The organism is Cupriavidus sp. BIC8F, assembly GCF_032465815.1.
In the GTDB taxonomy this organism is placed as follows: Bacteria; Pseudomonadota; Gammaproteobacteria; order Burkholderiales; family Burkholderiaceae; genus Cupriavidus; species Cupriavidus necator.
Genome location: NZ_CP136095.1, coordinates 94,716 through 114,501, shown reverse-complemented (window position 1 = coordinate 114,501; position 19,786 = coordinate 94,716). Strand labels below are relative to the sequence as shown.

The 19,786-nt window shown below is 68.6% G+C and carries 20 protein-coding genes and 1 rRNA gene; 8 read left to right on the top strand and 13 right to left on the bottom strand.

Going from position 1 to position 19,786, the window contains the following annotated elements:
• Positions 1 to 81: 81 nt before the first annotated feature.
• Positions 82 to 194 (top strand): 5S ribosomal RNA (gene rrf, locus RS901_RS20735).
• A gap of 136 nt (positions 195 to 330) precedes the next feature.
• Positions 331 to 609: a GIY-YIG nuclease family protein gene (locus tag RS901_RS20730; protein WP_316155326.1), complete on the top strand. Its 279-nt coding sequence runs from the start codon at positions 331 to 333 to the stop codon at positions 607 to 609.
• 69 nt (positions 610 to 678) lie between these two features.
• Here RS901_RS20730 and RS901_RS20725 read toward each other — a convergent pair whose 3' ends face one another.
• The gene (locus RS901_RS20725) at positions 679 to 1,101 is read right to left on the bottom strand and encodes an organic hydroperoxide resistance protein (protein ID WP_013951857.1); all 423 of its coding nucleotides are present in this window, start codon (positions 1,099 to 1,101) and stop codon (positions 679 to 681) included.
• A 46-nt stretch (positions 1,102 to 1,147) separates the two neighbouring features.
• Positions 1,148 to 1,624 carry a MarR family transcriptional regulator gene (locus RS901_RS20720; protein ID WP_316155323.1) on the bottom strand — a complete coding sequence of 159 codons (477 nt, stop codon included), beginning with the start codon at positions 1,622 to 1,624 and terminating at the stop codon, positions 1,148 to 1,150.
• 181 nt (positions 1,625 to 1,805) lie between these two features.
• On the opposite strand from RS901_RS20720, the gene RS901_RS20715 reads away from it, so the two are divergent.
• Positions 1,806 to 3,272, top strand: a complete 1,467-nt coding sequence (locus tag RS901_RS20715; protein ID WP_316155321.1) for a DegQ family serine endoprotease — start codon at positions 1,806 to 1,808, stop codon at positions 3,270 to 3,272.
• A gap of 260 nt (positions 3,273 to 3,532) precedes the next feature.
• Entirely contained in the window at positions 3,533 to 3,865 is a 333-nt protein-coding gene (locus RS901_RS20710; RefSeq protein ID WP_010809792.1) for a hypothetical protein, read from the top strand.
• Between the two features lie 152 nt (positions 3,866 to 4,017).
• Here the strand turns inward: RS901_RS20710 and RS901_RS20705 are convergent, their stop codons facing one another.
• The 5 genes from RS901_RS20705 to RS901_RS20685 all read right to left on the bottom strand — a co-directional run bounded on the left by RS901_RS20705 (position 4,018) and on the right by RS901_RS20685 (position 10,134).
• A complete protein-coding gene (locus tag RS901_RS20705; RefSeq protein ID WP_316155319.1) occupies positions 4,018 to 5,601 on the bottom strand; it encodes an MFS transporter in 1,584 nt (527 codons plus the stop codon).
• Entirely contained in the window at positions 5,598 to 6,086 is a 489-nt protein-coding gene (locus RS901_RS20700; protein ID WP_316155317.1) for a MarR family winged helix-turn-helix transcriptional regulator, read from the bottom strand. The genes RS901_RS20705 and RS901_RS20700 overlap by 4 nt, the downstream gene beginning before the upstream one ends.
• A gap of 123 nt (positions 6,087 to 6,209) precedes the next feature.
• The gene (locus tag RS901_RS20695) at positions 6,210 to 8,174 is read right to left on the bottom strand and encodes a DUF3488 and DUF4129 domain-containing transglutaminase family protein (protein ID WP_316155316.1); all 1,965 of its coding nucleotides are present in this window, start codon (positions 8,172 to 8,174) and stop codon (positions 6,210 to 6,212) included.
• The gene (locus RS901_RS20690) at positions 8,171 to 9,202 is read right to left on the bottom strand and encodes a DUF58 domain-containing protein (protein ID WP_410054212.1); all 1,032 of its coding nucleotides are present in this window, start codon (positions 9,200 to 9,202) and stop codon (positions 8,171 to 8,173) included. The genes RS901_RS20695 and RS901_RS20690 overlap by 4 nt, the downstream gene beginning before the upstream one ends.
• Positions 9,203 to 9,207: 5 nt before the next feature.
• Entirely contained in the window at positions 9,208 to 10,134 is a 927-nt protein-coding gene (locus tag RS901_RS20685) for a MoxR family ATPase (protein ID WP_316155312.1), read from the bottom strand.
• 255 nt (positions 10,135 to 10,389) lie between these two features.
• Between RS901_RS20685 and RS901_RS20680 the strand changes: the two genes are divergently transcribed.
• On the top strand, positions 10,390 to 11,211 hold the full coding sequence (locus tag RS901_RS20680; RefSeq protein ID WP_316155310.1) for a phytanoyl-CoA dioxygenase family protein: 822 nt from the start codon (positions 10,390 to 10,392) through the stop codon (positions 11,209 to 11,211).
• A gap of 15 nt (positions 11,212 to 11,226) precedes the next feature.
• On the opposite strand, the gene RS901_RS20675 is transcribed toward RS901_RS20680, so the two are convergent.
• Together RS901_RS20675 and RS901_RS20670 are read right to left on the bottom strand one after the other, a co-directional pair.
• On the bottom strand, positions 11,227 to 12,060 hold the full coding sequence (locus RS901_RS20675; protein WP_013951866.1) for an IclR family transcriptional regulator: 834 nt from the start codon (positions 12,058 to 12,060) through the stop codon (positions 11,227 to 11,229).
• A 118-nt stretch (positions 12,061 to 12,178) separates the two neighbouring features.
• The gene (locus RS901_RS20670) at positions 12,179 to 13,780 is read right to left on the bottom strand and encodes an MFS transporter (RefSeq protein WP_316155306.1); all 1,602 of its coding nucleotides are present in this window, start codon (positions 13,778 to 13,780) and stop codon (positions 12,179 to 12,181) included.
• A 61-nt stretch (positions 13,781 to 13,841) separates the two neighbouring features.
• On the opposite strand from RS901_RS20670, the gene RS901_RS20665 reads away from it, so the two are divergent.
• The gene (locus RS901_RS20665; protein WP_316155304.1) at positions 13,842 to 14,822 is read left to right on the top strand and encodes a LysR family transcriptional regulator; all 981 of its coding nucleotides are present in this window, start codon (positions 13,842 to 13,844) and stop codon (positions 14,820 to 14,822) included.
• A gap of 53 nt (positions 14,823 to 14,875) precedes the next feature.
• Here RS901_RS20665 and RS901_RS20660 read toward each other — a convergent pair whose 3' ends face one another.
• Both RS901_RS20660 and RS901_RS20655 read right to left on the bottom strand, forming a co-directional pair.
• Positions 14,876 to 15,157 carry a hypothetical protein gene (locus RS901_RS20660; protein ID WP_316155302.1) on the bottom strand — a complete coding sequence of 94 codons (282 nt, stop codon included), beginning with the start codon at positions 15,155 to 15,157 and terminating at the stop codon, positions 14,876 to 14,878.
• Positions 15,158 to 15,297: 140 nt separating this feature from the next.
• Entirely contained in the window at positions 15,298 to 15,861 is a 564-nt protein-coding gene (locus tag RS901_RS20655) for a YggT family protein (protein WP_041228513.1), read from the bottom strand.
• 238 nt (positions 15,862 to 16,099) lie between these two features.
• Here RS901_RS20655 and RS901_RS20650 point away from each other — a divergent pair, with 238 nt between their 5' ends.
• Both RS901_RS20650 and RS901_RS20645 read left to right on the top strand, forming a co-directional pair.
• Positions 16,100 to 16,558 carry a helix-turn-helix domain-containing protein gene (locus RS901_RS20650; RefSeq protein ID WP_316155299.1) on the top strand — a complete coding sequence of 153 codons (459 nt, stop codon included), beginning with the start codon at positions 16,100 to 16,102 and terminating at the stop codon, positions 16,556 to 16,558.
• A gap of 132 nt (positions 16,559 to 16,690) precedes the next feature.
• Positions 16,691 to 17,392 carry a glycine zipper 2TM domain-containing protein gene (locus RS901_RS20645; RefSeq protein WP_316155297.1) on the top strand — a complete coding sequence of 234 codons (702 nt, stop codon included), beginning with the start codon at positions 16,691 to 16,693 and terminating at the stop codon, positions 17,390 to 17,392.
• On the opposite strand, the gene RS901_RS20640 is transcribed toward RS901_RS20645, so the two are convergent.
• Positions 17,389 to 18,936 carry an acyl-CoA synthetase gene (locus tag RS901_RS20640; protein WP_316155295.1) on the bottom strand — a complete coding sequence of 516 codons (1,548 nt, stop codon included), beginning with the start codon at positions 18,934 to 18,936 and terminating at the stop codon, positions 17,389 to 17,391. The two genes, RS901_RS20645 and RS901_RS20640, sit on opposite strands and share 4 nt — an antisense overlap.
• A 129-nt stretch (positions 18,937 to 19,065) precedes the next feature.
• Complete coding sequence (locus tag RS901_RS20635) at positions 19,066 to 19,776, bottom strand: dienelactone hydrolase family protein (protein ID WP_316155293.1); 711 nt, start codon at positions 19,774 to 19,776, stop codon at positions 19,066 to 19,068.
• Between the last annotated feature and the right edge of the window lie 10 nt (positions 19,777 to 19,786).

Genomic DNA, 19,786 nt, shown 5'->3' with positions numbered 1-19,786 from the left:
ACAGTTGACACAAGACGCACAACCCCAACTACATCCCTATTCGCAGCGTTGACCTCAACCTCAGCGCTGCAACCCCTCATGCCTGGTGACCATAGCGAGCTGGAACCACCCCTTCCCATCCCGAACAGGTCCGTGAAACAGCTCCGCGCCGATGATAGTGCGGATACCCGTGTGAAAGTAGGTCATCGCCAGGCTCTTATTCCGCAGAACCCCCAGCCCCAAAAGGCTGGGGGTTTTTGCTTTGGCGCGGCGAAAATGCAATGGCTCGCCGCCGCTCCGGCGTAATACCATTACCGCTGAATTCCTCGCTGAATCCCCCATTACCCATCCATGTCGGCTGACGGCGCCTGGTATCTCTATTTGCTCGAATGCACCGGTGATTCCATCTACACCGGAATCACGACCGATGTTGCCCGCCGCTTCGCCGAGCATCTGTCCGGAAAAGGTGCCAAATACACGCGATCGCGCAAGCCCATACGCGTCTTGGGCCAATTGCGCTTCGAGACGAAATCCGAAGCGTTGAAGGCGGAAATCGAGATCAAGCGCTTGAGTTCGACGCAGAAGCGGGCATTTTGCGCGCAACTGCCAGCAGGCGAGCCGGATCAGTAGCCCCCAGGGCGACCAAACAAAAAGGCCGGTATCGCCTTCGCGATACCGGCCTTTTCCATGCCTGCAGGATCAGACCACAGTCAGCGTCACGTCGATATTGCCGCGCGTTGCGTTCGAGTAGGGGCACACCTGGTGCGCCTGTTCGACCAGCTTTTCGGCAGCCTCGCGCTCGAAACCCGGCAGCGAGATCTTCAGTTCGACCTGGATGCCGAACCCTTGCGGGATCGGGCCGATGCCGACCGCGCCCTCGATCGTGGCATCTGCGGGCACGGCGATCTTCTGCTGGCCGGCCACATAGCGCATGGCGCCCAGGAAGCAGGCCGAATAGCCGGCAGCAAAGAGCTGTTCCGGATTCAGGCCGTTGCCGGCGCCACCCATTTCTTTGGGCACGGCCAGTTTGGCGTCAAGCTGGCCATCGGACGTGGTGGCACGGCCGTCACGGCCGCCGGTGGCGGTTGCATGGGCGGTATAAACGACTTTTTCGAGTTTCATCTAAGGCTCCGGTTTGTTGCCCGAGAGGGCGTATCAATGCTTGCCGTCAGTCCGGCAGGCTGGAATCGGTCCGCGCTTGTTCAAGCGACGACCGCAGTGCATGCAGGCGCTGCGTCAGGGCCTGGATCTCTTCGACCGGGCACTGCGTGGCGCACAACATCTGTTCAGGAATACGCGCAGCAAGCTGGCGCAACGCGCGGCCGGCGTCGGTCAGGCGGACCAGCACCCGACGTTCGTCGGCCGCGTCGCGTGTGCGCGTGACCAGCCGGGCCGTCTCCAGCCGCTTCAACAGCGGCGTCAGCGTCCCGGAGTCCAGCGCCAGCCGGGCGCCGAGTTCCGAGACCGTCAGCGTTTCCGTCTCCCACAACACCAGCATCACCAGATATTGCGGATAAGTAAGTCCAAGCTCACTTAAGAGCGGCTTGTACAACTTGGTCATGGCCAGTGAGCTCGAATACAGCGCAAAGCACAGTTGGCGATCCAGCAGCAGCCAGTCTGGGGAGGGGTCGTTGTCGTGTTCCATGGCGATATATTAGACACAATTAAATTGTGCGCAATATAAATTTACACTTTCCCGAAATGTGCTCGATACGCCCGTGCATGGCCAGTGCTGAACCTTAAGTCTGTTTTAAGTCTGGGTCGCTAGCATGACCGTGTCGCGTCGCAAAGTGCCGACGCCTGATGCACAAGGAAAGGAACCACACATGATGCGCCAGACCATTGCTCGCACGGCCGTTGGTATCGCGGCCCTTGCCGCCCTTGGCGGTGGCTATGCCTATCTGCAGAAGGAAGTCATCACGCCGGGGTACGCGGCTCCTGCGCCAGCCGTCGCGCCTGCGCAGCCGGCGGCCGCCGTGGCCACGCCGACGGATTTCTCCGGCATCGTGGCACAGTACGGGCCCGCCGTGGTCAATATCAGCGTCACCGCGCGCGCCCAGCGCACTGCGGCGCAGATGCCGCCGGGCATCGATCCGGACGATCCCCTGTTCCAGTTCTTCAAGCGTTTTGGGCCGCAGTTCCAGGGTCCGCAGGGTGGCCAGCAGCAACTGGTGCGCGGACTGGGCTCGGGCTTTATCGTGAGCCCTGACGGGCTGATCCTGACCAATGCGCACGTCGTCGACGGCGCGCAGGAGGTCACCGTCAAGCTGACCGACCGCCGCGAGTTCAAGGCCAAGGTGCTCGGCAGCGATCCGCAGACCGACGTGGCCGTGATCCGCATCGACGCCAGGAACCTGCCGACCGTGCGCCTGGGCGATCCTTCGCGGGTGCGCGTGGGCGAGCCGGTGCTGGCGATTGGTTCTCCCTACGGCTTCGAGAACACCGTGACCGCGGGCATCGTCAGTGCCAAGTCGCGCTCGCTGCCGGACGATACCTATGTGCCGTTCATCCAGACCGATGTTGCCGTCAATCCCGGCAACTCGGGCGGGCCGCTGTTCAACCAGCGCGGCGAGGTGGTCGGCATCAACGCGCAAATCTACAGCCAGACCGGCGGCTACCAGGGCCTGTCGTTCGCGATCCCGATCGACGTGGCCACCAAGGTGCAGCAGCAACTGGTGGCGCATGGCAAGGTCACGCGCGGGCGTCTCGGCATCAGTGTGCAGGAGGTGAACCAGGCGCTGGCGCAATCGTTCGGGTTGCCCAAGCCTACCGGTGCGCTGGTCAACTCGGTCGAGCCCGACAGCCCGGCCGCGCGCGCTGGCCTGAAGCCCGGCGACGTCATCGTGCAGCTGGACAATGACGTGATTGACCATTCGGGCGACCTGCCCGAGCACGTGGCCGATATCAAGCCGGGCACGCAGACCTCGCTGAAGATCATCCGCAAGGGCCAGCCGATGACGCTGTCGGTGACGGTGGGCACGGCCAAGGACCGGGCCGTCGCACAGAAGGGCGGCAGCAGCGAGGCCGGTGGCCGGCTGGGGTTGGCGGTGCGGCCGCTCACGCCGGCGGAGAAGCGTGACAGCGGCATCGACGGCGGCCTGGTGGTCGAGGACGTGGCCGGTCCCGCCGCGCGCGTCGGCATCCAGCCGGGCGACGTGATCCTGTCGCTCAACGGCACGCCAATCAGCTCGGCCGAGCAGCTCAGGTCGCTGGTATCGAAATCCGGCAAGCAGGTGGCACTGCTGGTGCAGCGCGACGATGCGCGCATCTTCATTCCGCTCGACCTGGGCTAATTGCCGCGGGCACGCCAGACTGCCCGCAAGCCGTTAACTGGCAAGGCATTGCTGCCCGCGCGGGCCGTATACCCCGACGTATACCGACACGTATACGAAGAGGGTATACGGCCCGCTAAGCCTTGCCGGAGGCGGGATTCAGCGCAACGAACTGCTTACAGAAAGCGCGCCAGCAGGTATTATCTCGACTGCGATGCACGAAGCATGCGGCGGCAGCCCCCGCCGACCCTGGTTCTGCTGAATCGACAAAGAGGAAGTCTATGCAGTTGGATTTCACCCGCGCCATCACGCCGGGTACCGATAGAGCGCGGCGACTGACGTCCACGACGTCCACCGCCGGCTCCGCGCCGAAGCCCCGGCGGCGCAAGAAGGTTGTCGCCCCCCACTGGGAGCGCGGCTACCGTTCACACTTCTACCGCAACGAACGCGGCGACAAGCTTGGCGAAGTGCGTCTGTCCGAGCGCGGCGACATCCCCGTGGTCTACCACTGGGCCGCCGGCAATTACTCTGGCGCAGAAGGCTCGCTGGCCCACGCCCGTGCGCGCGTGGAAGAGACCATCGGTTTCGGCATGCGCCAGCTGTCGCTGTTCTGAGCAGGTACTTCGCCGGTGCCGCGTCCGCCGGCACTGCGACCCGTCCGCGCCATCGCCTCGTGCGCGGTGCCTTCGCTTCTCCCCGAATTCCGCGTCTGTCCCGCAGTAGTTCCAGTCGTCGCACGGCTTGCGCATAGCCGCTCGCGCGGGCTTCAGGCCAGCCGCCGCTGCAGCAGCATGTACGCCGCCGCACCCAGCGCCAGCACCGCAATCAGCCGATAGATATCCTCGCAGGCAATCAGCCTGGCCTGCTGCTCGATCAGCCCGTTCAGTTGCGCGAGCGCGCCCAGGTGGGCCTGCGCCGCATCGAAGCCGCGCGCGGCCAATGCCGCCTGCATGGCAGCCATCCAGTGTTCGGTCTCGGCGGGGCGCTGGCCCACCGCGTGCAGCAGGCTGTCGTGCACCGCGAACTGGCGGTTCTGCAGCAGCACCGCACCCAGCGCCGAGGCAAAGGAGCTGGCGACCTGCCGCATCAGGTTCTTGCTGCGGTAGCCATGGGCGAATTCATCGGGACTCAGCGCCCGGAACGTCAGCCCGGCAATGGGGATGATCACCAGCACGCCGAACAGCCCCTTGCCGACCAGCCCCCATGCCAGCGCCGGCGGTCCGGCGTCGGGCGGCATCTGCGAGAACCACCATGCCGTGGCGGCCATCAGCACCAGGCCGGCGACCATCAGCGGCTTCTTGCGCGCCAGGCGCGGCGCCACCTGCAGGTAGACGAAGATGCCGGCCAGGCTGACCAGCGCGGCAAAGGTGTTGAGCCAGCCGGTGGTGGCCAGCGGGACCTTCAGGGCCTGCTCGGCGTAGATCGGGAACAGGTAGCCGCTCAGGTTGCTGATCATGTAGTAGACGAAGTACATCGCCAGGCCGGTCAGGTACACCGGCTGGCGCAGTGCGCGCAGGTGCAGCACCGGATCGCTTTGGTGCCACTGGTGCCACAGGAACACGGCCAGCAGCGCCAGGCCCGCGGCAGCCACCAGCGCGAGCCGCAGCGGGTGCGAGAACACGTCGAAGCGCGCCTCGGTCAACGCCGCCTGCAAGGTCACGATGGCGGCGCCGAACAGCAGCAGCGGCCCGAGCGCGGGGCCGCCGGCATCGGCGCGCGGCTCCGCATCCGGCAGCAGCAGCCAGGCACCCAGCGTGGCCAGCGCGGCGAACGGCAGCACGCCGTAGAACACGCCCTGCCATACGCCATGGTCGATCAGCTCGGCGGCGAAGGCCGGGCCCAGCGCCGACGCCGAGAAGATGCCGATCATGAAAATGCGGGTGGCGCGCGGGCGCGCCGTCGGCCCGAACAGGACGTTGACCAGGATGCGGCAGCTGGTGAACAGCGCGCCGCCGCCCGCGCCCTGGATAAAGCGCGCCACCACCATCTGCGGCAGCGCATGGCTGGTCGCGGCCACGACCGTGCCCGCCATGAACAGCAGCAGCGCCCCCGTCAGGTAGTAGCGGTAGCCGAACCGGCGCGACAGCCATTGCTGCTTCAGGATCATCAGCATGCTGCCCACCGCGTAGGCCGCCTGCACCAGCGCAAAGCTGCGCGGGTCGGCGTCGAGGCCGCCGACGATATGGCTGGAGGCAAACACGAACATGATGTTCTCGAGGAACTCCACGCCGGTGGCCAGCGCCAGCAGCATCATCAGCAGGGTCTGGCGCTGCCGGTGGCTCAGCCAGCGCAGCCACCGCATGCTGACGCGCAATCGCCACAGCGGCTGCCAGGGTGAGCCGGGATTCATGGCTGGAGCCCCTCCAGGGTCTGGTGCAACTGGGTCAGTGCACGCGTGGCGCCGGCCAGGCCGCCTGCGCCGAGCGGCGCCCAGGCGTCGCCGTAGGCGGCATGCACCGCCGGCGCGGCGCGCTCCAGCAGCCGGCGGCCGGCCGGGGTCAGGGTCAGCTCCAGGCTGCGGCGGTCGCTGGCCGACGCCCGCCGGCGCAGCAGCCCGCGCGCTTCCAGGCCGTCCAGTAGCCGCGTCATCTGCGTGCGCGTGGCGTCCAGCGTGGTGCCCAGCTCGGACGGCATGCTGGGCTGGCCGTCGTCGACGGCAAGCATGCTCAGGAGCAGGTATTGGCTCATGTCCAGTTCGAATGGGGCCAGCGCCTGGTCGATATGGCCGCGCAGCAGGCGCGCGGTGCGCAGCAGCAGCCTGGAGGCCAGGATCAGGTCGCGCGGGGCCTCGGGATGGCTGGCGCAGAAGCGCTCGATGCGTTGTTCGAAAGACATGGCGGGAGGCGTTGCGATCCACGCGAGCGGCGGATTGGCTACATTCAATATAGTTACAGATGTAATTATATCAAACGAAGCTAATTCCGTCAGGGCGTGCCGGCCGGTCTGGCTGGCGGGGGCCTAATGCCGCAACGCCGCGGCGATCTGGCGAATGCCTGCCCGCATCGCTGCCAGCGCCTGCGCCTGGCGCGCGGCCGGCAGGTTGCCATAGCGCAAGCCAACATAGGCGGCGCTGACAGCAGCGATCGCGTCGGCCGCGCGCGGCAGCCGTGCGCTGGCGCGCGCGGCGAAGTCTTGCGGTCCTTCGGCCTTGGCGCGCTCGCAGCCGTGGCGGGCAAGCAGGGCGCAGAAGCGGGCATAGGCCGCATCGACCGGGTCCGCCGGCCCGCGGCGCCGCCACAGCGGCACCAGCGCCAGCAGGCACAGTGCGCCCAGCACGCCGGCCAGCAACTGCCCGGCGCCCACGCCGGCGCCGAGTGCCAGCAGCAGCCGCTGCTGCTGCGCATGGTCATACCGCAGCACCCAGCGCTGCCAGGTGTAGACGACACCTTCATAGGCCCAGCGCAGGTCCTTCAGCCACGCCGGTTGCTGCGACGGCCGCCAGTCGGCGGCTTCGCTGCCCACCACCGCATCCAGCCCCTGCTCGATGCGGCTCGGCGCGACGGCGCCGGTCGGGTCCACGCGCACCCAGCCGCGGCCATCCAGCCAGACCTCGGCCCAGGCATGCGCATCGGACTGGCGCACCACGTAGTGGTTGCCGATGGGGTTGTACTCGCCACCCTGGTACCCCGTGACCACGCGCGCGGGCACGCCGGCGGCGCGCATCAGGAAGACGAAGCTGCTGGCGTAGTGCTCGCAGAAGCCGCGCCGGGTGTCGAACACAAAGCTGTCGACCTGTTCGCTGCCCAGCGGCGGCGGGCTCAGCGTATAGGCGAAGGGCGCCGCCGCGAACAGCCGCAGCGCGGCCTGCACGCGCGCGGCGGGATCGGCATGGAGATCGGCCCATTGGGCGGCCAGCGCGCGGGCGCGCGGGTTGCCGTCGGGCAGGCTCAGGGCCAGCCGGCGCGTGGCGGCTGTCAGCGCTTCGGGCGCGGGGGACAGCGTGGAATGCGTGCGGTAGCGGATGCGCTGGTCCACCGGCCGGCGCACCATGAATTCGCCGTCCGGAGTGGCGGCGGCGTCCACGCCGGCGGACAGCGCCTGGCCGCGGTCCAGCGCGAACAGCCAGCGCTGCTGGCTGGGCTCGAGCGTGATGCTGACGTCAATGCCGTCCGTGTTGCCGGCGGCGGGCGCCAGTTGCTGCCGGCGCTGTCGCGACGGGTGCCAGGTGGTGCCGTCGTATTCCCATAGCACCAGCGCACGCCAGTACAGCGCTGCGGCGGGCAGCGGCGGGCCTGCGACTTCGGCACGCAGGGCGACTTCCGGCGAACGGATCAGTTGTCCGACGCTGCCCGGCCGCATGGTGTCGCTGATACCGGTGGTGCCGCGCGGCGCCGATTGCGGCAGTTGCCACAGCGGGTGCTCCAGCCGCGGGAACAGCACGAACAGCGCCAGCGCCCAGGGCAGGCCCAGCAGCGCCATGCGTCCCAGCAGTGGCCAGATCGCCAGCCGGCTGCGCGCTTCGGGGTGGTGCAGCAGCAGCCAGTTGCGCAGCACCCAGGCGCCGATCGCCAGGCTGTACAGCGCCAGCCAGAACGGCTGGTCGGACAGGTACAGCGTCAGCAGCAGGTAGAACGACAGCTGCGTGACCAGCGTCGCGTCCGACAGCGAGCGGCATTCCAGCAGCTTGAGGATGACAAAGGCACCCAGCAGCGCCACGGCGAGCTCGCGCCCCATGCCGCCGCTGTCCTGCCAAGCCAGCGCGCTGGCCACCAGCAGCACCATGACCGCGGTGATGCCGAGCATCCAGCGCGAGGGCAGCGGCGCCCGTCGCCGCCACAGCAGCCAGCGCCAGCCCAGCAGCAGCACCAGCAGCAGGCTGACCGCCACCGGCAGCGTGCGCGCCTGCGGCGCCAGCACCAGCGCCAGCTGGCCCAGCAGCAGTCCATGGTCGTCATGCCGCAGCGGCCGCGCGACGGGTTTCACGCCCGGCCTCCGGCACGGTAGGGCGCGGGCCGTTGCGGCCATAACGCCAGCGCTTCCAGGCAGGCGCGCCGGTGGCTGCCGCCGCGCGCCGGCGGCAGTTCAACCCCGGGCAGGCGCAGGCCGATCTCGGCATCGTCACCGGCGGCCAGCAGCCACGCGCACAGGCGCGACAGCCGCGCTTCCGCTTCCATGCCGGCGGGGAGTGCGTGCCAGTCCAGCCAGCGCGCCGGCTGCTGCGGCGGATCGCCGGCGCGGCTGAGCCAGCGGCCGGTGCGCGCGCTGTGCTTCCAGGCGATGCGGTGCAGCGGGTCGCCGCTGCGGTAGCGGCGCAGTTGGTCTATGCCGTCGTCGCTGCTTGCCACGCTGGCGGCGGTGTGCACGGCGTCGCCACCGTCGGGCCGGTATGCGGCAGGCGGTGGCGGGGCATCGGGCTCCGGGGCGGGATAGACCAGCATCGACATGTCCAGGTCTGCATAGCTCCAGACCCGGAACAGCCCGAACGGAAAGCGGCTGGCGATTGCCACGCGCGGCAGCACCAGCCGGCCCCGGCGCGCTGTTGGCACGTACAGGGCGAGCATGCCGCTGGCGCTGCCATCGAGCATCAGTATGGCGGTTGCCACGTTTGGCCGCGTCGGCACGTGCGCCTCGATGCCGATGCGCGCGTCGGCATCGCGGTTGTCGACGCGCAGCTGGAACACGGCATCCTGCCCGGCATGGGCCGGCGCCGCCGGGCCCGCGGCCACGGCGAGGTCGAGCAGGTTGCGGTAGGCCAGCCACATGCAGGCCATGCCGATGCCGGCCAGCAGGAAGGTCAGCGCAAAGCCAAGGCTGATGTTGTAGTTCAGCGAAGTCAGCAGCATCGCCGCCAGCACGACCGCAAAGCCGAGGCCGCCGCGGGTGGGCAGGATATAGAGGTGGCGGCGATCCAGCAGCAGCGTGCCGCCGGTTCCGCCGGTCGGGCGCCGGCCCGCCCTGCGGCGCTGAGCCATGGCCGGCGCGCCGCGGAGCACGCTTTTGCGCGCCTCCATGGCCTTCAGGGAATGGCCACGCCGGCCTGCAGCGCGGCCAGCTCGCCGGCAACGGCCGCGTGGCCGCCCGCGCCGGCGGGCAGCAGCCGGTGCGCGGCCACCGCGGTGAAGACCGCCTGCACATCTTCCGGCAGCACCATGTTGCGCTGCGCCAGCAGGGCCCAGGCGCGCGCGCAGGCCAGCAGCGCCAGCCCCGCGCGCGGCGACAGCCCCGCGGCAAAGCCGCCGTGGTTGCGCGTGGCCTGCACCAGCGCCAGCACGTAGTCCACCAGCGCCGGGCTGGCGTACACCTGTGCGGCAGCCTCCTGCAGCGCCAGCACCTGGCTGCCATCCATAACCGGAGGCAGCTCCGGCGCGCTGGCGCCGCCCAGGTACAGCACGCGCTCGAAGGCGGGGTCGGGGTAGCCGAGCGACAGCCGCATGGTGAAGCGGTCCAGCTGCGATTCGGGCAAGGCATGCGTGCCGATCTGCTCCAGCGGATTCTGCGTGGCGATCACGAAAAACGGCGACGGCAGCGCGTGCGTGGTGCCGTCATGGGTCACCTGCCCCTCGGCCATGGCCTCGAGCAGCGCGCTCTGGGTCTTGGGCGGCGCGCGGTTGATCTCGTCGGCCAGCACCACCTGCGCGAACACCGGGCCGCGATGGAAGCGGAACTCGCCAGCGTCGCGGACAAAGACGGAAACCCCGATCAGGTCGGCCGGCAGCAGGTCGCTGGTGAACTGCACGCGCTGGTATTGCAGCCCGAGCGTGCGCGCCAGCGCATGGGCCAGCGTGGTCTTGCCGACGCCGGGCACGTCTTCCAGCAGCAGGTGGCCGCGTGCCAGCATGCAGGCCAGCGCCAGCCGCACCTGCTGCGGCTTGCCAAGAACGATGCGGCCCAGCTGGGCCTGGGCCTCGGACAGCGAAGCGACGATGCGTGGGCGAGCTGTCACGTTGGACCTCGGCGCAAAAGGTGGAAGAAGCGGGTGGATGCGGGGAATATCGGGTGAAGACCAGCGCATTGTAGCGGCGCGGGCGGCACGCGGCACCGTCTGTTTCCGTACGGAGACAGACGATGCCCCGGCGCTGTCTGCATGGTTATGGTGCAGCGCCTGCGCCAGATCGCGCCGGTTCTGGCATCATGAGCCTGTCGGGCCACCGCGGCCCTTCCCATTCCTCTTTCCGCTGCCTGTTCCGCGCCTGCTGCAATGACCTCGCTGGACCCCTCCGCCGACCTGCCTTCCTCCGTCCTGTCTGCCGATGCCGGCGCGCTGCCGCGCCTGGTGCAGGCCTTCCACGCCAACGGTTTCGTGATCCTGCGCGGCTTTGCCGATGAGCCGGCGTGCGCGGCGCTGGAGGCGGTGACGCGTGAGCATCTGGCGGCGGCGGTGCCGCCGGTGGAGTTCGAGGCCGACCTGGGCTATCCCGGCGCGCCGGCCGCGCGCGATGCCGCCGGCGGCGGCACGGTCAGGCGGCTGCGCCAGGCCTACGGGCGCGATGAGGTATTCCGCCGCTGGGCCAGCGACCCGCAGCTGGTGGCGGTGGTGCAGGCGCTGCTGGGCGAGCCCGCCCGCATCACGCTGGCGCACCACAACTGCGTGATGACCAAGCATCCGCACTATGGCAGCCAGACCGGCTGGCACCGCGATACGCGCTACTGGTCGTTTGCCCGGCCGGAACTGGTGACGGTGTGGCTGGCGCTGGGCGACGAAGACGAGCGCAACGGCGTGCTGCGCGTCATCCCGGGTTCGCACCAGGCGAAGCTGGAGCCGGGCCAGCTGGACCCGGCCGAATTCCTGATCGAAGCCCACCCGGCCAGCCAGCCACTGCTGGACGCCGCGCAGCCGCTGGCGCTGCACCGCGGCGACGTGCTGTTCTTCGACAGCCGGCTGTTCCATGCGGCCGGCCGCAATGCGTCCAACGCGGTCAAGCTGTCAGTGGCGTTTGCGTATTTCGGGGCCAGCAACCGGCCGCTGGACGGCACGCGCTCGGCCGAATTCGGCAGCGTGGAGCTGCCCGCGGCAGTCTGATCCCGGCGGCTGCGCTCAGGTGCGCAGCCCGACCAGCCCGGAAATCTTCTCCGAAGCTTCCAGCAGCGGCGGCAGGAAACGCTCCAGCATCTCCTGCGCGCTGGTGCGGTTGGCCTGGCCGCTGATATTGATGGCGGCGATGGTGTGGCCGGCGCGGTTGCGGATCGGCGCGGCCAGCGACACCAGCCCTTCTTCCAGCTCCTGGTCGTTGAGCGCCCAGCCGCGCTTGCGGATGTCGGCGACGATGGCCTTGAGCGCATCCACGTCGGTAACGGTGCGGCCGGTGCGCGCGCGCAGTTCGGTGGCGCGCAGCACGCTGTCGAGCTCGGGCTCGGCCAGGCCGGCCAGCAGCACCCGCCCCATCGACGAGCAATAGGCCGGCAGGCGGCTGCCGATCGACAGGTTGATGGTCATGATCTTGCGCGCCGGCACGCGCAGCACGTAGACGATCTCGGTGCCGTCCAGCACCGAGATCGAGCAGCTTTCATGCACCTGCTGCGACAGCGTCTCCATGATCGGCTCGGCCAGGTTCCAGAACGGCATCGAGGTCAGGTAGGCGAAGCCCAGGTCCAGGATCTTGGGCGTCAGCCGGAACAGGCGGCCGTCGGCCTGCACGTAGCCCAACCCCACCAGCGTCAGCAGGATGCGGCGCGCGCCGGCGCGCGTCAGGCCGCTGGCCTGGGCGATCTCGGTCAGCGTCTGGGCCGGGTGCTGCGCGTTGAAGGCCCGGATGACCGACAGCCCGCGTGCAAAGGACTGCACATAGCTGTCGCTCGGCTTTTCGGGCGTGGCGGCGGCGGTCTGCGGTGCTTGCGGCGGGTTCTGGCGGGAATCGGCGGGACTGGCCATTTACGTAGCCCGGCGCGGTTCGCCGGATTGGCACGGAAAGGCCGAAAGGGTAGAGGAAATGCCGGGATTGCGCCAGTACCGGCCCCGGACGTGGCCTGGCGCCCGGTGCTTGGGTTCCTTAGCGGAAGCTGCGCTGCGCCAGCACGAACACCGCCGCCACCACGCACAACACGGCAAAGCCGTGCAGCATGTCCATGCCGGCCAAGAGCGTGGCCTGCCGGTCGACTTCCAGCGAGATCCTGGCCAGACCCGTTGCCGAGAGCGCATCCGGCGCCTGCAGCACCGGGTTGTAGCGCGTGATGTGCTCCACCAGGTGGGTGCGGTGCTGCGCCAGGCCGTCCTGCATGAACACGCTGGCCAGGCCGGTGCCCATTGCCGAGGCGATCTGCTTGCACACGTTCTTGAACTGGTAGGCGTGGGAGAAATCCTCGATCGGCACTTCCAGGTAGGTCATCGATGCCACCTGCACCATCAGCAGCACCGGCGTCAGCCCTTCAAGCAGCACCACCGGCACCAGCGCGTAGTCCGGCGCGCCCGGCATCAGCTGGTGCGACAGCAGCATCGCCGCGCAGGCGTAGACGACAAAGCCGATGGCGATCACGCGCCGCTTGCGGAACACCAGCGCCATGCCCAGCGTGATGACGACGGCGCCGATGGCCGACACCGTGCCGCTGGTCGACAGCAGCATGCAGGTGGTGCGGAAGGTCAGCCCCAGGCCGGTCTGCGTGAGCGAGGGCAGCAGGAACGACCAGGCCGACGAGAGCAGGTAGTACAGCGTGTAGAAGCCCAGCCCGTACAGGTACTGGCGCCCGGCCAGGCGCGAGAAGTCGATCCACGGGTCCGGATGGCGATACAGCCGCCAGCCGCTGAAGGCGAACAGTGCCAGCCCGCACAGCGCGGCCAGCGGCATTTCCAGCGAGCTGAAGAAGCGCGTATAGCGCATCTCCTGCAGCGTGTGCAGGAACACCAGCGCGCCCAGCGCGGCGGCGATGGCGGCGGGCCAGTCCAGTGTCGATACCGGCGGATGCGGGTCGCGCGGCGCGCGGGTCGGGTAGGTCAGCGCCACCGACAGCAGCACCGGCAAGGCAATGCCGGCCTGGAACAGGAACACCGCGCGCCAGCCGATATCGTCCAGGAAGATGCTGGTCAGCCAGGGCGTGATGGCCAGCATCGAGAACGCGCCGCCGCCGAAGCGCAGCATCAGCGGGCCACGCTCGGCCGGCGTCGACACCAGCTGCACCAGGATGCGCGAGGCCGCGAACAGGCCGCCGGCACCCAGCCCCTGCACCGCCTTGCCGGTGATCAGCCCGGTCGGGCTGGCAAACTCGGCGCAGATCAGCGAGCCCAGGATGAATACCAGCAGCGACCCGATGGTGAAGCGCTTGTAGGTGGTGCGGCGTGCGACCTGGTCCAGAACCATGTTCATCAGTACCGCGGTGGCCGCGTAGGCCGAGATCGCGTACAGATAGTCTTCCGGCGCGGCACCGACGCCGCCCTGGATATGCTGGCTTGCCACGCCCATCATCAGCGTGGAAGAGAAGTCGATGCCGGTCACCAGCCCGAGCGTCAGGCCGAACAATGAAAGACGCCAGTGACCCATTTCCGGGTGACTGGCGAGTTGCATGCGCGGGCGCTGGGGTGTGGGGGCGGCGGGGGCTATGGCTGCTGGAACTGCGGGGGCTGAGGCGTCCGGTCCAGCTGGGACAGGCGTTTGTTGCATCGCTCAAGCATAATGTAGGCCTGCCGTCGGGAACTACAGCTTGTCAGGGAAACATTGTCCGGTGAACGAAACAATCCAATGGAATGATTGGGAGGCGTTCTGCTGCGTGGTCGAGCAGGGGACGTTCACGGCCGCGGCGGAGCAGCTGGACTGCCCCAAGTCGCGCGTCTCGGCCGCGGTGGCGCGGCTGGAAACCGCCATCGGCGCCAAGCTGCTGGAGCGCACCACGCGGCGCATGCGCCTCACGGATGCTGGCAAGGCGGTCTACCGCGATGTTGCCCCGTTGTTTGCGCGCCTGCGCGAAATCCGCCAGGAAACGCTGGCGCGTGAAGAGCGCGTGCAAGGCGTGCTGCGCATCGCCACACCCTATGAGTTCGGCGCCCAGCAACTGGGCGGCGTGATCTGCCGCACGCTGGCGGCGCATCCGGCGCTGGATGTGGCGGTGGAAATCACCCAGGGCCTGGTCGACCCGATCCGCGACGGGTTTGACGTGGCCTTTGTCGTCGTCGATACCGACCTGCCGGATTCAGGCACGGTGGCGCGCCGTATCTACCACGTCGAACGCGGCCTGTTTGCCGCGCCGGCGCTGGCGGACAGCCTGCCGGCGCAGTTGCGCCCGGAAGACCTGGCCAATATGCCGACCCTGACCACGCCCGGCGACACCGTCTGGGAATTCACCCGCGACGGCCAGACTGTGTCCGTGCCGATCCGTCCGCGCATGCAGACCCACAACGCCGAACTGCGCGTGCAGGGTGCGCTGGCGGGGCTTGGCATCGCCCGGCTGTCGGTCATTTATTGCGAGGCCGAGATCGCGCAAGGGCGGCTGGTGCGCGTGCTGCCGGACTACCCGCTGCCGCCGCTGCGTGTGTTCGCGCTGCTGCCGGACCGGCGGCTGCAGCCGCGCAAGGTGCGGGCCTTCATGGAAGCGATCGAGTCGATGATGGTGTCCGAGCTGGAGCCCAACGCGGGCCTGGACGGGGGGATGGGGGCGGAAGCAGCCGCGAGCGGGCATGCTGAGGGAGATGCCCGCCCGGCGGGTTGAGGGCGCTGGCGGGCCGCCACGGCCGGGGCCGTGGCAAGGGAAGGGGCAGGGACTCAGGCGCCGTCGGTGAACGCGTCGCGGCGGTCGGTGACATTGGCGCCGTCAGTGAACGGGTCAGGCTTGCCAACCCGCGCGCCATCGGTGTACGGATCGGGCTGGCCGATTTTCGCGCCGTCCAGGAACGGGTCGGCCTTGCCGACGTGGGCGATGCTGCCGTCCAGGCGGGCGATGTCGGAAGCGGGTTCGGAGGCGTGGGCAGCAGCCGCGGCAAACGACAGGCTGACGGCGCAAAGCAGGGAAAGCGCCAGGCTGCGGCGTTGGGCGATGGTTTTCATGGTGTGTGGTCCTTCTAAGGCAGGGTACGTGGCGGAAGCGCCGCGGTGCCTGTAATGTAGGACTTCACACTGGGCAGAAAAAGGGTCAATTCTCGACACACTGTCCAGGGTTCTGGACAGTGTGTCGAGCTGCCGGTGGGTCAGTAGTGCATGCCGAAGATGCCGGCGCCCAGCCGCGCGATCACCATCAGCAGGATCTGCGCAATCACGAACAGCACTAGCGGCGAAACATCGAAGCCGCCCAGGCGCGGCACCACGCGCTGGATCGGGCGCAGCACCGGCGCGGTCAGGTGGTCGATGGCCGGGGTGACCGGCGAATGCGGGTTGACCCACGACAGGATCGCCATCAGCAGCGTGACCCACATCACCAGGCTGATCGCCCATTTCAGCACATAGAGCAGCGCGGTCAGCAGCATGGCCGGCAGGAAACCCAGCAAGTCGATGCCGCTGATCAGCGCGACCAGCACCAGGAACACCACTGCGGTCAGCCAGGCGCCCACCACCGTGGCCCAGTCGATGCCGCCCAGCCCGGGGATGATCCGGCGCAGCGGGCGCACCAGCCAGTCAGTGATCTGGAACACCCCCTGGGAGACCGCATTGCGCGTAGGCAGCCGCGTGAGCTGCATCCACACGCGCAGCAACAGCGCCATGCCGAACAGGGTGAAGACGGTATCCAGCAGGAAGAGAGCGATTTCCGAGAACATCGGTGCGTTTTCCGGTGACGGGTGAAGGTGTCTGCAACCGCACAGATTCTGCCATAGCCGGACGCCGGCACGATGCAACTGTGCGCCGGGCACGTGACCTGGCGGGCAGGTTTGTGCTGGCGGCGCGGTGCGCGGCCCCTATAATTGCGTGCGCCCCGGTTGCGGGACCGGCCGCGCGCCCGCGGTCTTGCGCGTTATGCCCGCGCTTTCCTCCTCCTTTGCGCTTTTTCGCCACCTTATGCCCAGCAAGTCCGCCCCGTCCCGGAAATCCACATCGCTTACCAAGGCCGACTTCGAGGCGCTCTCGGATTTCCGCTACCAGTTGCGGCGCTTCCTGCGGTTTTCCGAAGATGCGGCGCGCGTGGAAGGGTTGACCGTGCAGCAATACCTGCTGCTGCTGCATATCCGCGGCTGTGCCGACAAGGACTGGGCCTCGATCGGCGAGCTGGCAGAACGGCTGCAGGCCAAGCAGCACGGCGTGGTGGCGCTGGTCAACCGCTGCGAGGCGGCGGGGCTGGTCAAGCGCCGGCTCAACCCAGAGGACCGCCGCGTAGTGCAGGTGCACCTGCTGGCCAAGGGCGAGCGCTACCTGAACCGCCTGGCGATGCTGCACCGGACCGAGCTGGAATCGCTGCGCGGCGCTTTCCGCGTGGCCCGCATCACCCAGTTCAACGACGACGGCGCCGAGCGCGGCTGAGCCGCGGCAGGCCAGCACTGCCAGCCGGTTACAGGCAGTTACCAATCACAAGTTCCGGTGACACCCGCCAGCCGCCGGCGGCCCTAGACTCGCGCGCATTCCCCAACACGCGCAGCGCGCAGGAGTCCTGACATGTCCATCCCCTTTCGTTCGGTTGTGCTTGCGGTGCTTGGCGCCGGTGCGCTGGCCGGGTGTGCCTCGCCGTACGGTTACGACAACGGCTATGGCGGAGGGTACGGCGGCAGCTACGGTGGCGGCTATAACAGCAGCGGCTACGGCGGCAGCGGCTATGGCGGCAGCACCACCATCAGCGGCTACCCGGCGCAGCAGGGCTACCCGCAGGGATATCCGCAGCAAGGGTATCCGCAACAGGGTTACCCGCAGCAAAGCTATCCCCAGCAGGAATACCCGCAGTCTTCCTACCCGCAGCAGCCGTATCCGCAGCAGTCATATCCGGACGGCAGCTATGGCAACAACCATGGCAACCAGGCCTACGGCGTGCGCTACGGCTGGGTCGAGGCGATCGAGGTGGTGCCCGGACAGCCGCCTTCGACCAGCGGCGCGGGCGCCGTGGTCGGCGGCATCGTGGGCGGGCTGCTGGGCCACCAGGTCGGCGGCGGCCGCGGCAATACCGTGGCCACCATCGGTGGCGCCGTGGCCGGTGCGGTGGCCGGCAACGAGGTCGAGAAGCGCACCGGATCCTCGGCCGCGGCTTACCGCGTGCGCGTGCGCACCAGCGACAACGCCTACCTGACGCTGACGCAGTCCAATGCCTACCAGATGCGCATCGGCGACCGCGTCAAGGTCGAGAACGGCGTAGCCGTGCCATACTAAGCCTGCGTGCCGAACAGCTGCGCGTAGTCCTCGCGCAGCTGGCGCTTGAGCAGCTTGCCCGCCGTGTTGCGCGGCAGGTCCGCGACGAACACGATGCGCTTGGGCACCTTGAACGGCGCCAGCGCCTGGCGGGCATGGGCGATCAGCTCTTCCTCGGCGGCGTCTTCATGGCCGCGCTTGCGCACCACGCAGGCGGCCACTGCCTCGACCCACTTCGGGTGCGGCAGCGCGAACACCGCTGCCTCAGCCACCGCGCCGTGGGTGTACAGGCACTCTTCCACCTCGCGGCTCGATACCAGCACGCCGCCCGAGTTGATCACGTCCTTGATCCGGTCCACCACGTACAGGTAGCCCTCGGCATCCATATAGCCGAGGTCGCCGGAATGGAACCAGCCGCCGGTGAAGGCTTCGGCGGTCTGTTCGGGCTTGTCCCAGTATTCCGTCAGCAGTTGCGGCGAGCGATGCACGATCTCGCCCAGCTCGCCATGCGGCACGTCCTGCATGGTCTCGTCGACGATGCGGGTCTCGACGTTCAGCACCGGCCGGCCGGCGGATGCCGGGCGCCCGGCATGCTCGTCGGGCCCCAGCACCGTGGCCAGCGGCCCGATCTCGCTCTGGCCGTAGCAGTTGTAGAAACGCAGTGCCGGCAGCTTCTGCTGCAGTTCCAGCAGCACCGGCACCGGCATGATCGAGGCTCCGTAGTAGGCCTTGGTCAGCGACCCCAGCCGCGCCGGATCGAAGTCCGCATGGCGCAGCAGCGCGATCCAAACCGTGGGCGGCGCGAAGAAGCTGGTGATGCCCCCGGCGTGGATGGTGCGCAGGCAGTAGCCGGCCTCGGGGCTGTCGGCGATCAGCGTGGTGCCGCCGCACAGCAGCAGCGGCATCAGGAAGACATGCATCTGCGCCGAGTGGTACAGCGGCAGCGCGGCCAGCGAATAGTCCGACGCGCGGATATCGCAGGCGGCGATGGTGCTGACGTATTCAGCGAGCAGCGCGCGGTGGGTCAGCACGGCGCCCTTGGGCGCGGAGGTGGTGCCCGAGGTGTACAGGATTTGCGCGGGCGTGCTGTCGGTCAGCGCTTCGGACACCGGTGAAACGGGGCCGTTGGCCGCCACCACCAGGATATCTCGCACCTTGCCACCGTGCAGCGTGCCGCTGACCTTGCAGGGCAGGCCGTCGACGCGGTCGGCCAGCGCCGGATCGGCAAAGATTGCGCTGGCGCCCGATTGCGTGACGATGTACTCGGCTTCCGCGCGCGTCATCGAGAAATTGACGGGCACATGGATCAGGCCGCTGCGCAGGCAGGCCAGCCACAGCAGCACGTAGGCGTCGGAGTTCTTGCCGAAGGCGGCCACGCGGTCGCCGGGGCGCAGGCCCCATTGCGCCAGCGCGCCGGCCACGCGGGCGGCGGCCTCATCCAGCTGGCGGTAGGTCCAGGCCCGATCGCCGAAGCGGATCGCGGTCTTGCCCGGGCTGCGCCGCACGGCGCGGGCAATGGCGTCGGGGATGGTGTTGCGCAGGGCGCGCTGCTGCTCTGACTGCATGGTGGTCTCCATTGTTATGGTTTGGGGTCCAGCAAGTCTTGAAGCCAAGCGCCGAGGATAAAGGCTGCCGCCCGGCCATGGCAAGGCGGCAGCGCCTCGGGGGTGGGACTACGGAGCCTCGGGGTGGGACTACAGCGCTTCCGACAGGAACACCAGCGCGCGCCCGTGCGCCAGCGCGGCGCTGGGCTGGTGGTAGGAGCCGCGCGCCCAGCAGTTGAAGCCGTGGTCCGCGCCCTCGTAGACGAAGATCTCGCTGCCGGGTTTGCCGGTCATGGCGTCGCGCACGCCTTGCATGGCCTCTGGCGGGATATGCGCGTCGAGCGCGCCGTAGTGGAACTGCACCGGCACGCGGATGTTCGCCGCCTCCTGCAGCTGGTTCTGGATGCCGCCGCCGTAGTAGGGCACCGCGGCATCCACCAGTCCGCGCGCCGCGCTCAGGTACGACAGCAGACCGCCGAAGCAGTAGCCCACCGCGGCCACCTTGCCGGCACCGGTGTGCTGGCGCAGCACCTGCACCGTGGCGGCGATATCGTCCAGCGCGGCCGGTACATCCACCGCCTTGCGCAGCGCCATGGCGCGCGCCATGTCGTCCCCTTCATAGCCCAGTTGCACGCGCGGCGCCTGGCGCCAGAACACGTCCGGCGCCAGCACCGCATACCCGTCGGCGGCGTACTGGTCCGCCACGGCACGGATATGCTCGTTCACGCCGAAGATCTCCTGCAGCAGCACAATGCCCGGCGCGCCGGGCTGCACGCCTGCAGGCGGCAGGCTCAGATAGGCATCGAAGCTGCCCGCGGCGGTGTCAACGCGGATCCACTGGCTGTCGGGGATGGCTGTCATGGGGAAAGGC

Excerpts from the sequence above, each read along its gene's own strand:
- RS901_RS20730 (WP_316155326.1), top strand. The coding sequence starts at position 331 with ATGTCGGCTGACGGCGCCTGGTATCTCTATTTGCTCGAATGCACCGGT.
- RS901_RS20725 (WP_013951857.1), bottom strand. The coding sequence starts at position 1,101 with ATGAAACTCGAAAAAGTCGTTTATACCGCCCATGCAACCGCCACCGGC.
- RS901_RS20720 (WP_316155323.1), bottom strand. The coding sequence starts at position 1,624 with ATGGAACACGACAACGACCCCTCCCCAGACTGGCTGCTGCTGGATCGC.
- RS901_RS20715 (WP_316155321.1), top strand. The coding sequence starts at position 1,806 with ATGATGCGCCAGACCATTGCTCGCACGGCCGTTGGTATCGCGGCCCTT.
- RS901_RS20710 (WP_010809792.1), top strand. The coding sequence starts at position 3,533 with ATGCAGTTGGATTTCACCCGCGCCATCACGCCGGGTACCGATAGAGCG.
- RS901_RS20705 (WP_316155319.1), bottom strand. The coding sequence starts at position 5,601 with ATGAATCCCGGCTCACCCTGGCAGCCGCTGTGGCGATTGCGCGTCAGC.
- RS901_RS20700 (WP_316155317.1), bottom strand. The coding sequence starts at position 6,086 with ATGTCTTTCGAACAACGCATCGAGCGCTTCTGCGCCAGCCATCCCGAG.
- RS901_RS20690 (WP_410054212.1), bottom strand. The coding sequence starts at position 9,202 with ATGGAGGCGCGCAAAAGCGTGCTCCGCGGCGCGCCGGCCATGGCTCAG.
- RS901_RS20680 (WP_316155310.1), top strand. The coding sequence starts at position 10,390 with ATGACCTCGCTGGACCCCTCCGCCGACCTGCCTTCCTCCGTCCTGTCT.
- RS901_RS20675 (WP_013951866.1), bottom strand. The coding sequence starts at position 12,060 with ATGGCCAGTCCCGCCGATTCCCGCCAGAACCCGCCGCAAGCACCGCAG.
- RS901_RS20670 (WP_316155306.1), bottom strand. The coding sequence starts at position 13,780 with ATGCAACAAACGCCTGTCCCAGCTGGACCGGACGCCTCAGCCCCCGCA.
- RS901_RS20660 (WP_316155302.1), bottom strand. The coding sequence starts at position 15,157 with ATGAAAACCATCGCCCAACGCCGCAGCCTGGCGCTTTCCCTGCTTTGC.
- RS901_RS20655 (WP_041228513.1), bottom strand. The coding sequence starts at position 15,861 with ATGTTCTCGGAAATCGCTCTCTTCCTGCTGGATACCGTCTTCACCCTG.
- RS901_RS20650 (WP_316155299.1), top strand. The coding sequence starts at position 16,100 with ATGCCCAGCAAGTCCGCCCCGTCCCGGAAATCCACATCGCTTACCAAG.
- RS901_RS20645 (WP_316155297.1), top strand. The coding sequence starts at position 16,691 with ATGTCCATCCCCTTTCGTTCGGTTGTGCTTGCGGTGCTTGGCGCCGGT.
- RS901_RS20640 (WP_316155295.1), bottom strand. The coding sequence starts at position 18,936 with ATGCAGTCAGAGCAGCAGCGCGCCCTGCGCAACACCATCCCCGACGCC.
- RS901_RS20635 (WP_316155293.1), bottom strand. The coding sequence starts at position 19,776 with ATGACAGCCATCCCCGACAGCCAGTGGATCCGCGTTGACACCGCCGCG.